This window comes from Streptococcus mitis (genome assembly GCF_946188585.1).
Taxonomy (GTDB): domain Bacteria; phylum Bacillota; class Bacilli; order Lactobacillales; family Streptococcaceae; genus Streptococcus; species Streptococcus mitis_DG.
On sequence record NZ_CAMHVI010000001.1, the window covers coordinates 424426 to 436508 of the forward strand.

The 12083-nt window shown below is 41.7% G+C and carries 12 protein-coding genes and 1 riboswitch; of the genes, 1 reads left to right on the top strand and 11 read right to left on the bottom strand.

The genetic code is table 11. The features are described from left to right. Positions 1–81: 81 nt before the first annotated feature. The 6 genes from N8M66_RS02110 to N8M66_RS02135 all read right to left on the bottom strand — a co-directional run bounded on the left by N8M66_RS02110 (position 82) and on the right by N8M66_RS02135 (position 7572). Positions 82–1521, bottom strand: coding sequence for a 6-phospho-beta-glucosidase (locus N8M66_RS02110; RefSeq protein WP_261045319.1), 1440 nt, complete (start codon positions 1519–1521; stop codon positions 82–84). Between the two features lie 628 nt (positions 1522–2149). Beyond that, entirely contained in the window at positions 2150–2497 is a 348-nt protein-coding gene (locus tag N8M66_RS02115) for a VOC family protein (RefSeq protein ID WP_261045320.1), read from the bottom strand. 58 nt (positions 2498–2555) lie between these two features. Then, on the bottom strand, positions 2556–4331 hold the full coding sequence (spxB, locus tag N8M66_RS02120) for a pyruvate oxidase (protein ID WP_261045322.1): 1776 nt from the start codon (positions 4329–4331) through the stop codon (positions 2556–2558). Between the two features lie 210 nt (positions 4332–4541). Further along, positions 4542–6785, bottom strand: a complete 2244-nt coding sequence (locus N8M66_RS02125) for a heavy metal translocating P-type ATPase (protein ID WP_261045323.1) — start codon at positions 6783–6785, stop codon at positions 4542–4544. 9 nt (positions 6786–6794) lie between these two features. Then, complete coding sequence (locus N8M66_RS02130; protein WP_261045325.1) at positions 6795–7166, bottom strand: cupredoxin domain-containing protein; 372 nt, start codon at positions 7164–7166, stop codon at positions 6795–6797. Positions 7167–7176: 10 nt separating this feature from the next. After that, positions 7177–7572 carry a CopY/TcrY family copper transport repressor gene (locus N8M66_RS02135; RefSeq protein WP_261045326.1) on the bottom strand — a complete coding sequence of 132 codons (396 nt, stop codon included), beginning with the start codon at positions 7570–7572 and terminating at the stop codon, positions 7177–7179. A 183-nt stretch (positions 7573–7755) separates the two neighbouring features. Next, positions 7756–7853: riboswitch (TPP riboswitch) on the top strand. An 83-nt stretch (positions 7854–7936) separates the two neighbouring features. Here N8M66_RS02135 and thiD point away from each other — a divergent pair. Further along, on the top strand, positions 7937–8728 hold the full coding sequence (thiD, locus tag N8M66_RS02140) for a bifunctional hydroxymethylpyrimidine kinase/phosphomethylpyrimidine kinase (protein ID WP_261045328.1): 792 nt from the start codon (positions 7937–7939) through the stop codon (positions 8726–8728). A 44-nt stretch (positions 8729–8772) separates the two neighbouring features. On the opposite strand, the gene thiE is transcribed toward thiD, so the two are convergent. From thiE to N8M66_RS02165, 5 genes are read right to left on the bottom strand one after another with little or no spacing between them, the layout of a single operon-like run. Beyond that, a complete protein-coding gene (gene thiE / locus N8M66_RS02145; RefSeq protein ID WP_261045329.1) occupies positions 8773–9405 on the bottom strand; it encodes a thiamine phosphate synthase in 633 nt (210 codons plus the stop codon). Further along, entirely contained in the window at positions 9398–10201 is an 804-nt protein-coding gene (locus N8M66_RS02150; RefSeq protein WP_261045331.1) for a hydroxyethylthiazole kinase, read from the bottom strand. The genes thiE and N8M66_RS02150 overlap by 8 nt, the downstream gene beginning before the upstream one ends. Next, positions 10201–10725: an energy coupling factor transporter S component ThiW gene (gene thiW, locus N8M66_RS02155; RefSeq protein ID WP_261045332.1), complete on the bottom strand. Its 525-nt coding sequence runs from the start codon at positions 10723–10725 to the stop codon at positions 10201–10203. Before thiW ends, N8M66_RS02150 begins: the two co-directional genes overlap by 1 nt. A gap of 4 nt (positions 10726–10729) precedes the next feature. Next, positions 10730–11422, bottom strand: a complete 693-nt coding sequence (tenA, locus tag N8M66_RS02160) for a thiaminase II (protein ID WP_261045334.1) — start codon at positions 11420–11422, stop codon at positions 10730–10732. A gap of 10 nt (positions 11423–11432) precedes the next feature. Beyond that, positions 11433–12083, bottom strand: a complete 651-nt coding sequence (locus N8M66_RS02165; protein WP_261045336.1) for an energy-coupling factor transporter transmembrane component T — start codon at positions 12081–12083, stop codon at positions 11433–11435.

The window sequence follows — 12083 nt, forward strand, 5'->3', positions numbered from 1 at the left end:
AAAAGCCAGGTCTAATTGAACTCTTTTTCGTATCTTATAAAGTAGGGAGAAGATTTTATAAAAATAGTGAACAAATGTGCTCTACTCAATGCTTGCACCATTGCTGGCAATGACATCCTTGTACCAGTAGAAGGATTTCTTCTTGCTACATTTGAGGCTTCCATGACCAGCATTATCTCGATCCACATAGATAAAGCCATAGCGCTTGTTCATTTCGCCTGTTCCAGCTGAAACCAGATCGATACAGCCCCAAGTCGTATAACCAAGCAAGTCTACTCCATCTTGATAAATAGCATCTCGCATAGCATTGATGTGGGCTTCTAAGTAAGCAATCCGATAGTCATCAGCTACATAACCATTTTCATCTGGCGTATCCATAGCGCCGAGTCCATTTTCTACGATGAACATAGGCTTTTGATAACGATCCCAGATGGCATTGAGGGTGATTCGAAGTCCCAGTGGGTCAATCTGCCAACCCCATTCTGAGGATTCCAAATAAGGATTTTTGATGGAGGCAAAGACATTTCCAGCAGTCAGATTCCTCACTTCTGGATCCCCTGAGGTCACTCGGCTCGCATAGTAAGAGAAGGAAACAAAGTCAACAGTGTGATTCTTCAACAAGTCCAAATCTTCTGCCGTCATTTCAATCTCAATTCCCTCACGCTCCCACTGCTTCTTGGCATAATTTGGGTATTCCCCACGCGCTTGGACATCAATGAAAAAGTAACTCTTGCGGTCTTCCTCCATGGCTGCCCAGTAGTCTCTCGGATGGGCAGTGTTGGGATAGTACTGCCCTGCTGCCAACATACATCCCACCTTGTTTTCTGGATCGATTTCATGGGCAATCTTAGTCGCAAGGGATGAAGCCACCAACTCATGGTGAGCTGCTTGGTATTTGACCTGTTCCTGATTTTCTCCCTCTTCAAAACAAATCCCAGCTCCTAAAAATGGAGCATGCAGAATCATATTGATTTCGTTGAAGGTTAGCCAGTACTTGACCAAGCCCTTGTAACGGGTAAAGAGGGTGTGACAGAGATTTGCGTAAAAGTCCAACATACGACGATTGCGCCAACCACCATACTCCCTAATTAAGTGCATGGGGCAATCGAAATGCGTGATGGTCACCAGAGGCTCAATCCCATACTTGTGACATTCCTTAAACAAATCCTCATAAAAGGCTAGACCAGCTTCATTTGGCTCTGCTTCATCTCCCTTAGAAAAAATCCGAGTCCAAGCAATGGAAAGCCGATAGGTCTTAAAGCCCATTTCTGCAAAAAGTGCAATATCTTCCTTGTAATGATGGTACATATCAATGGCTTCCTTAGCTGGGTAAAAATAGCCCTCCTCAAACGAAAACATCTTTTTCTGACCTGTGATAATGGCTTCACGCTCCTTACCGATTGGAACAACATCCACGTTGGCCAACCCACGACCATCTAAATTATAAGCACCTTCACATTGATTAGCTGCCGTAGCACCACCCCAGAGGAACCCCTCTGGAAATTGAGCGTTTTCTGTCATCGCTTTACCTCAATTGATTTATTACTTCTATTATACTAAAAAGGAGATAAAAAGTTGGTAACTATCTAGGTAATGATGGGGCTGAACTTGCTTATATGTTTGATGCAAAAACAAACAAGAATTTGGAAATTTTGTTATAAAAATGTAAACTATCACAGTCTTATGATAAGAAAAAGACCGGATTGCTCCGATCTGTTTGAACAATAAAATGTAAAAATGAATAGCTTTGTCAATCAATGGATGGACTGATTGATTGTCAGCAAGCCATGGTTAATTATTGCTGCAATATCTTCAAGGCCATGCAAAATAAAAGTTCCTATAATCAGTCCTATAATAACTGAACAGATAATCATGGTCATACAGATTAGATAAACATCCTTTTTTTTGCATCTCTTTCCTCCTAATGAAATAAGAAAATCCAATTACTACAGCTATTTAAAAAATATTTCTCCTTTCCATATCAGTTTTATTTTCTGCTATTATATTTTTATTATAAGATTTCGAGAAAACGCTGTCAATTATTTATGTGCAATTTCTTTATATAAAAAAGACCGGATTGCTCCGATCTTTTTAAGTTCCGCTTCAAGAATGTTTAAATTTTTAGATAAAAATTTGATAATAGCATTACCTATTTCATACGATAAAAATCAATCACAAGACCGGCAGGGCCTTTAACTAATAAGGACTCTGTTCCCCAATCCGTTTCACAAGGACCGTGTAAAATCTCGACACCAATCTCTTTCAACCGTTGGTAATTCTGGTCTACATCCTCGACCTCGATATGAAGAATGATTCCTGACTGAAAGTTTTCCAAAGGAACCAAATGATTTCGGGACAACATCAGACAGTGACTGCCAATCGTAAACTGAGCAAAACCATCATCAACATAATCGGACTTTTTATCCAAAATACGCTCCAAGTCAGCACAGACTTGGGGAACATCTGAAACGATAATATCTAATTGATTTAAATTCATTTACTATCCTCCTTAAAAAGACCGGATTGCTCCGATCTTTTTAAGTTCCACGAAGGAATTATTTAACTACGCGTGATTGCAAACCTTCTTCTTCCAAGAAGAGACGGAATGGTACGAGTTCTTCTGCTTCGTATTTTTCCTTGAAGGCTTTGATTGCTTCTTCTGAGTGAAGTTTTGGATCCAATTCAAGTACTTCTACTGGAAGTGGACGGTGTTGAGAGATGCGAGCATCGATAACAACAGTTTTACCTTCTTTGTTCAATTTAACAGCTTCTGCAACAACTGCATCGATGTCTTCGATACGGTCAACTGTAAATCCAACAGCTCCTTGAGCTTCAGCGATTTTAGCATAGTCAGCATTAGGGAAGTCACAACCAAACAAGTGTTTGTTTGTGTCTTCGTATTTGTCCTTGATGAAGGCATATTTACCATTTGAGAAGACAACGTTGATAACTGGAAGGTCGTATTGAACGTTTGTGATAACGTCTGGGTAGCACATGTTGAATGCACCGTCACCCATGATGTTCCATACTTGGCGATCTGGATTGTCTTTCTTAGCAGCAATACCACCAGGAAGGGCAATACCCATTGTCGCAAAGAGTGGAGATGTACGCCACATGTTCTTAGGTGTCATGTGAAGGTGACGAGTAGATGTTTGAGTAGTGTCACCTACGTCGATTGAATAGATAGCGTCTTGATCAGCATGTTTGTTGATTGCATTGTAAACTTGATACAATTGCAATTCACCCTCAGTTTTACCTTCGAGTTTATTCATGTAATCACGCCAGTTTTGGTTATTCTTAACGTTTGCACGCCACCATGGAGTAGATTCAACTGGATTCACTTTGTCAAGGATTGCTTTCGCTGCTTGACCTGCATCTCCAAGGATTGAAGCGTCTAGGGCATGACGTTTACCAAGTTTGTAAGGGTCGATATCAACTTGGATGAATTTTTCAGTGTTCTTGAATGCTTCGTAAACTTCAGCAAATGGGAAGTTTGAACCAAGGAAAAGAACTGTGTCTGCTTCAAAGACAACTTCGTTGGCTGGTTTCCAACCAACACGATAAGCAGAACCTGTCAAACCTTCATAGTTCCATTCGAAAGCTTCAAAGTTTTTACCAGTTGTGATGATTGGTGCTTTGATTTTACGTGACAATTCAGTGATCACTTCACCAGCTTTAACACCACCGTAACCAGCATAGATAACTGGACGTTCAGCATTGTTCAAGATTTCAACAGCTTTGTCGATTTCAACTTCGTTCAAAGCAGGAGCGATGAATGAACGCTCGTATGAACCTGAACCGTAGTATGAGTTTTCGTCGATTTCTTGGAAACCGAAGTTTACTGGGATTTCAACAACAGCTGGACCTTTTTTAGAAACTGCAGCACGGCAAGCTTCGTCGATTACTTTTGGCAATTGCTCAGCGTAAGCTACACGTTTGTTGTAGACAGCGATACCGTTGTACATTGGGTTTTGGTTCAATTCTTGGAAAGCATCCATGTTGAGTTCGTTAACTGGACGTGATCCAAGGATCGCTAGGAATGGAGTGTTATCCATAGCTGCATCGTAAACACCGTTAATCAAGTGAGTCGCACCTGGACCACCTGAACCAACTGCAACCCCGATTGAGCCGCCGAATTTAGCTTGCATAACCGCTGCAAGAGCACCTGTTTCTTCGTGGCGAACTTGCAAGAAGCGGATATCTTTGTCTTCAGCCAAAGCGTCCATCAATGAGCTGAGTGTTCCTGATGGGATACCGTAGATTGTGTCTACGCCCCATGTTTTCAATACATTAAGCATTGCTGCAGATGCAGTAATTTTCCCTTGAGTCATAATGATAACTCTCCTTCAAATATTTTTAAATCTACTAAAAAAGGTTTCATATAGTTTTTGAAAACGTTTCAGTAAATTTTACACTACTAATTTATCACATTTATTTTTAGTTTACTAAGAATCTGCTCAGAAGATTTCATTCTCTATTACAGTACAGTTTGAAAAAGTTTTTAGTCTCTGTTTTATAATAAAAAGCGAGCAAGGCCGCTTTTAGTCTATTTTACTAAAGTTTAGTAAGAGTGAACTAGTCAGAACAGATACAGAACTAAAGGCCATGGCTAGACCTGCCAGTTCTGGGTTGAGGGCCAGTCCAACACCTGAAAAGACTCCCGCTGCTATCGGAATTCCGACCACGTTGTAGATAAAGGCCCAGAAAAGATTGAGCAAAATACGATTAAAAGTTTTCTTGCTCATATCAAAGGCACGAACCACTCCTAAAAGATTATTGGTTGTCAACACCAAATCTGCTGACTCGATGGCGATATCTGTTCCAGCTCCCATAGCAATTCCCACATCTGCTACACTGAGGGCAGGAGCGTCATTAATCCCATCACCAACAAAGGCTACTTTTCCAGCTGATTGTAGTTTATGGATTTCATGGGCTTTTTCTTCTGGCAAGACACCTGCAATGACCTCTTCGATTCCGATCTGATCGGCAATGGCACGCGCCACACCTGCATTGTCTCCTGTCAACATGACTGTTTTAAGACCTCGTTTTTTCAACTGACTGATGGCAAGCTTAGCATTTTCCTTAGGAATATCTTGCAGAGCAAGCAAGCCTTTGATTTCATTGTCAACAGCCAAGAACACAACTGTCTTAGCTTCTTTTTCTAGTTCTTCTAGTTTTTCTTGATAAATGCTAGAAATATCCATGCCATCCAGCATTTTAGCATTTCCAAGCAAAACTTGTTTTCCATTGATTTGCCCTGAAACACCTTTTCCGTGTAGGGCTTGGAAATTTTCTACAGTATGAAGCTCAAGTTCTGCTTCAGTCGCTCGCTTGACAATAGCCTCAGCCAATGGGTGTTGAGAAGCTTTTTCTAAGGAGGCTGCCAATCGAAGCACTTCTACTTCGTCGCCGATGACATCTGTTACCACTGGTTTCCCTTCCGTCAAAGTCCCTGTCTTATCAAAGACAATAGTTTGGACTTTCTGGATTTCCTGTAGGACCGTTCCATTTTTGAGGAGAACCCCCATCTTGGCACTGCGGCCTGTTCCCACCATAAGGGCTGTCGGTGTTGCAAGTCCCAAGGCACAAGGGCAGGCGATAATCAAAACCGCCACTCCATAGAGAAGAGAAGACACAAAGCTCGCTCCAAGCACGACGACACTATCCCTGAGCAAGACAAACCAGACCCAAAAGGTCACTATTCCTAAAATGACAACTGCTGGGACAAAAATCCCTGAAATTTTATCTGTCAAATCTTGAATCGGCGCACGACTGGTCTGAGCTTTCTTCACAAAATCCACAATCTGAGCCAAAACAGTCTCTGAACCAACTTTTTCTGCTCTAAAAACAAGGGTTCCACTATTATTGATGGTGGAGCCAATGACGGTATCTCCAACTGTCTTGTCTACAGGCAGACTCTCACCTGTCACCATAGACTCATCAATACTAGAGATACCTTCTACTACGACACCATCAACCGCAATCTTTTCACCGGGACGCACTCGAATCAGGTCACCTACCTTGACTTGCTCCAAAGGAACTTGAACATAGTTATCCTCACGCAAGACTTCTGCAGTTTTAGCCTGCAAGTCAAGTAATTTCTCCACAGCTTGGGAAGTATTTTTCCGCATTTTCTCCTCAAAAACGGCTCCCATAAGAACGAAGAAGAAGATAAATGCAGCACTTTCAAAGTAAACGGGGAGGCCAGCGAAGAGGGCAACTAAGCTATAGAAATAGGCCACTAGGGTTCCCAGAGCAACCAAGGTATCCATGTTGGCATTGTGTTTTTTAAAGCTGGCCCAAGCGCTCTGGATATAAGGTCCGCCTGCTACTAGCATAATCGGCGTTGTGGCTAAAAAGGTGCCCCAACGCATGACTTGGTGACTAATTCCTCCTGTCGACATCCCAATCATGAGAATCACAAGAGGCACAGTAAAGATACTAGTAATCCAAAAACGCTGTAAAAGTGATAGAGATTTTCGAGTCTTCTCAACAACTGTATAACTCCCCTTTTGCATCTTCATGCCACAAGAAAATTCATGTTGTCCTAATTCTTGAGGTGTAAAACGAATTGTCTTCTCCTCGTCTATGCCGATTGGTTCCAAGATGCCTTCTTCTTCAAAAAGAATTTCCTTATAACAGTTTGAAGGAGTAGCACGATGAAAGGTAATCTCAGCAGGAATCCCTTTTTGAAGTTGGATATGAGCTGGATGATAGCCTTTTTCAGCTCGGATACGGATTTTTTGAACACCATTTTCAAGACTTGCTTTTACGATTTCAGTCATATCATTCTCCTATTCTACAATCATCTTGCCGTGCATCATGTTCATACCACAAGCAAAGCCAAATTCTCCAGCCTGCTCAGGCGTGATTTCCACTATATACTCTTCCCCCATAGGCAGGTCCGCATGTACACCAAAGTCTGGAAAAACAATCTGATCCAGACAGGGTGAAGGGTCCTTGCGGTCAAAGATAATGCGTGCTGGCACTGATTTCTTGAGAATAATCAACTCAGGCGTATAGCCCCCTTTGACCTCAACTCGAATCTCTTGGTAGCCCTTTTTTTGCTGGGCCTTTTGTTCAGATTTTTCAGGTTTTTTGAAAAACCAAAACAAGATAAACGCGATAAGGGCAATACAAATAATGGTTACAATACTATTTAACATGAAGTCTCCTTTACATACAATTACATTTTACTTCTGTTACAGCGCTTGATTTCTTCTCAGAAATCACAGCTTCCAACTCTTTCAAGTCATCCCGAGTAAAATCACATTCCGCAATCAAATCAGTCAACAAGTTCTTAATCCTACGGGAACAAACCTTGTCCTTGATATCTTGGACAAGCAAATCCCGACTTTGGTCTAGAGTTAACAGGGCTGAATAGACAAAGGACTTACCCTCTTTTTTCCGAGTCAAACACTCTTTCTCAACCAGACGAGCCAAAAGAGTTTGAATGGTCGACTTGGACCAGTCAAACCGCTCTGCCAAAACCCTGATCAAATCCGTACTGGTCTGTTCCCCCTGCATCCAAATAATCTTCATGACTTGCCATTCTGCATCTGAAATCTGCATCAGCACACCTCCAAAATCTACATTTGTCAATTACAATTATCAGTATACTCTCAAAATCTACATTTGTCAACTATGGTTTTTATTATTTTTTTGAAAAATAGAATTCTAATCCTGTAACTAGAAATTTGCAGTCAATTTTTACTATATAAAATATAAAAATATGCTATACTAAAGAAAAAAGAAAACAACCACTAGGGGTGCGTAAAGCTGAGATTAACGACTGTTAGACCCTTTGACTCAATCTAGGTAATGCTAGCTGATGGAAGTGGAAATCATAATGGGGACTAGCAGTCTTCTATTGCCTTTCTAAAACAGACTAGCTTGTTCTTAAGAATACAAACTTCAGTTGGTTGGGAGGTTTTAGATGACTTATTTACCCGTTGCTTTGACCATTGCAGGGACTGACCCTAGTGGTGGTGCTGGCATTATGGCTGACTTAAAGTCATTCCAAGCTAGAGATGTCTATGGAATGGCTGTTGTGACCAGTCTTGTCGCTCAAAATACCAGAGGCGTTCAATTAATCGAGCACGTTTCTCCTCAAATGTTGAAAGCCCAATTGGAAAGTGTCTTTTCGGATATTCCACCTCAGGCTGTAAAAACTGGGATGTTGGCAACTACTGAAATCATGGAAATCATCCAGCCCTATCTTAAAAAGCTGGATTGCCCCTATGTCCTTGACCCTGTTATGGTCGCAACAAGCGGTGATACCCTGATAGATACTAGTGCGAGAAGCTACCTAAAAACAAACCTACTTCCCCTTGCAACCATTATCACCCCCAATCTTCCTGAGGCAGAAGAGATTGTTGGTTTTTCAATCCATGATCCTGAAGACATGCAACGTGCTGGTCGCCTGATTTTAAAAGAATTTGGTCCTCAGTCTGTGGTTATCAAAGGTGGGCATCTCGAAGGCGGTGCCAAGGATTTCCTCTTTACCAAGGATGAGCAGTTTGTCTGGGAAAGTCCACGAATTCAAACCTGTCATACCCATGGTACTGGATGTACCTTTGCTGCTGTGATTACGGCTGAACTAGCCAAGGGGAAAACCCTCTATCAAGCAGTTGATAAAGCCAAGGCCTTTATTACGAAAGCCATCCAAGACGCCCCTCAACTCGGTCATGGTTCTGGCCCAGTCAACCATACAAGCTTTAAAGATTAAAAAACACTCTAGTTCCCACTTTGAGGGAATTAGAGTGTTTTTGATTAGGAAATAATGTCATCCAGCTTTGTTAAAAAAGCTTGCGTTTTTGCCTCAATATCTTCTGCCAGCATCAAATCACGTACTACAGCTACACCAGCTATACCCGTGCCAATAAGCTGTTCAATATTCTCTGATGTCAAGCCACCAATAGCAACTACTGGAATGGCGACCCTTTGGCAAATTGTCTTCAAGGTTGAAATCAGGGTGATAGGTGCATTTTCCTTGGTCGTAGTCGGGAAAATGGCTCCTGTCCCCAAGTAATTCGCCCCTCCTTCTTCTGCCTCGAGGGCTCTTTTTACAGTTTTAGCAGTGACACCGAGAATTTTTTCAGGGCCCAAGACTTGTCGGGCAACCGAAACTGGTAGTTCATCGTCTCCGATATGCAGACCAGCAGCATCAACCGCAAGACAAACATCCAAACGATCATCGATAATCAAGGGAACCTGATAGGCATCGGTTATTTTCTTGACTTGTTTTGCCAAGTGATAGTATTGATTGGTAGTGAGATTTTTTTCTCGTAGTTGGATGATGGTAACGCCTGAACGGCAAGCCGTCTCGACCTTTTTAAGAAAGCTTTCCAAGGAATCTTGGTAGCGATTGGTTACCAGATATAGTCTAAGTGATTCTCTATTCATAAAGATCTCCTTTAATAGCATCTAGCCAATTTTCATCTCTTTTTAGGAGAGAAAGCTGATTGAGAACTTGATAACGAAATTCTTCCAATCCCATTCCTTGAACAATTATTCTTTCAGCAGAGATATTGAGATAAGAAACCGCTAAGCACGAAGCTTCAAAGGCAGTCTTTCCTTGGCTGAGAAAAACGGCTGTCAAGGCTCCAACCAAGTCTCCTGTCCCTGTTATCCAGTCTAATTCTGCACAGCCATTCTCCAATACAGCAACTTGATTCTTCGAAACGATAAGGTCCTTGGGACCAGTGACTAAGAATGACATTCCAGGATAAATCTGACACCAGTCTTTCAAGACTTGAAGCAAATCCTCAGTTTCTTGATCTTTAGAACTAGCATCGACCCCAACTCCGTGGTGTTTTAAGCCAACAAGACTTCGGATCTCCGACATGTTTCCTTTAAGGACTGTGGGCTTGTATTCTAAAAGTTCTCTGACTAGATCCTTACGAATGGTTGAAGCCGTTACACCAACCGCATCTACCACCATTGGGAGACAAGCTTGAGCTGCATAAGAAGCTGCCATACGGATTGCTTTTTCCTTCTCAGCTGACAAATGCCCTAAATTGATGAAGAGTGCTTGACTTTGTTTGGTAAAATCAAGAACCTCACGGGGATCATCTGCCATGACAGGTTTGCATCCCAGCGCCAAAATTCCATTGGCCAGCATCTCACAAGAAATCTCATTGGTGATGCAGTGAATTAGGGAACTAGAGCCTAGAGGGAAGGGATTTGTAAATGCCTGCATCAGTCTATCCTTTCACTGAAAAAATATCCTTGCACTTTTTTAAAGAATTCCTGCTTGATTAAAAATCGAAATGCAATAAAGGAAATCGCTGTACCAATCAAGGTTGCTCCGAAAAATCGAGGAGTGTAGATAAACCAGCTAAGCTTCGCCGCAGATCCTGTAAAGAGTACCATAACAGGATAGGAAACAATAGAACCGATAATACCTGTTCCCAAGATTTCCCCTAGGGCAGAATAGTGAAATTTTCGACCATACTTATAAAAGAGACCTGCAAGGAGGGCTCCGAAAGTCGCTCCTGTGAGAGCTAAAGGCGGAATCCCTTGAGTTGTCATACGGATAAAAGCTGTGACTGTAGCCATGATCAAGGCATAAACAGGTCCCATCATGATTCCTGCCAGAATATTAACGACACTGGACATCGGTGCCATTCCCTCAATCCGAAATATAGGCGTAAGGACTACATCAAGGGCAATCATCATGGATAAAATGGTTAATTTGTGAACTTGTAATTGGTGGTTTCTCATGTTACTATTCTTCTCCTGTTTTTAAAGACTGTAAATCGCTCTTCCATGTCTGATGTTGGTAGGCCATTTCCCAAAACTTGGCTTCCATGTGAACACTGATGTGGAAGGCATCTAGCATTTTTTTCTTGTCTGTCTCGTCACTTTCTCGATAGAGTTGATTGACCAGAGCCTCTTCCTCTGTGATCTGCTGCTCCAACTCATCCGTAATATAAGTTTCAATCCATTGTTGGTAGAGAGGATTTGGTGATGGTTTAAGATTAAGTGATTTGCCTATATCATGATATAGCCAAGGACAAGGCAACAAACTTGCAAAAGCAATGGCTAAGTTCGGCTCTGCAAATTGTCGATAAATATGAGAAATGTAATGATAGCAGGTTGGAGCGATTGGATGTTGCTCCATTTCCTGGTCGCTGATTCCTAATTCCTTGAAAAATTGTTGGCGGATAAACAACTCACCATCCACTAGACTCTGAGCATTTTGTTTCAAGAGTCTTTTCATCTCTTGGTTTGAAGTCTTATCAGCCAAGAGGTGATAGGCTTCTGAGAAGGCCTTCAGATAGTAGGCATCCTGAATCAAGTAATAGCGAAAGATGGACGGATCTAAATCTCCCTCTTGTAACTGTAATACAAATGGGTGATGAAAGGAAGCCTGCCAAGCTTCCTTGGATAATTCCATCGCAATATCTGTAAATTCCATAATAACTCCTTTATAAAAATAGACTGGTTTGAAGTAATAAAAAGAACAGCAGGTAGATTAATTTTGTTTTTTTAGAAATATAAAAAGTCCGATAGCTATTCTCCAACTGCTCATGTTCGTCATATCCATGTGCAGACAAAGCTCTCAGGTAAAGATGCCGCCATCTAAAGACCGTCATCAAAACCTTACTGTAAATCAGGGGCGACCAAAAATGAAGTTCTTGACCACGTAATAAGCAAGCTTCCTTGAGAGACTTGATTTCTTGCTGAATGAGGGGAAAGGAATTGAATACCACAATTAAGGCATAGGCCCAAGACCGTGATAACCCCTTTTGAGCCAAGTACAAGAGAAGCTCTTTTAGGGAAATAGAGGAAACAAAGACAAGGCCGATACAAACTGTCACAAAGGCCCTCGTTCCAAGCATGACTGCCTGCGAAGCATCTCCATGTAACTGAACTGCCCAGTAGTTGGCAAAGGATGGCAAAATGGCGAGCAGAATCATCCAAGCCAATACTTTAAATCGACGGTAATAGAGCATAAAGAGAATACAAAATGCGACTACCGAGAGATTCAGAGCAATCGAAGGAACGAAAGATGTTTCCAAGGATAAAATCAGCAAGAAGAGACTGATAATCGGTGTCTGGGTTGCTACTTTGACCAT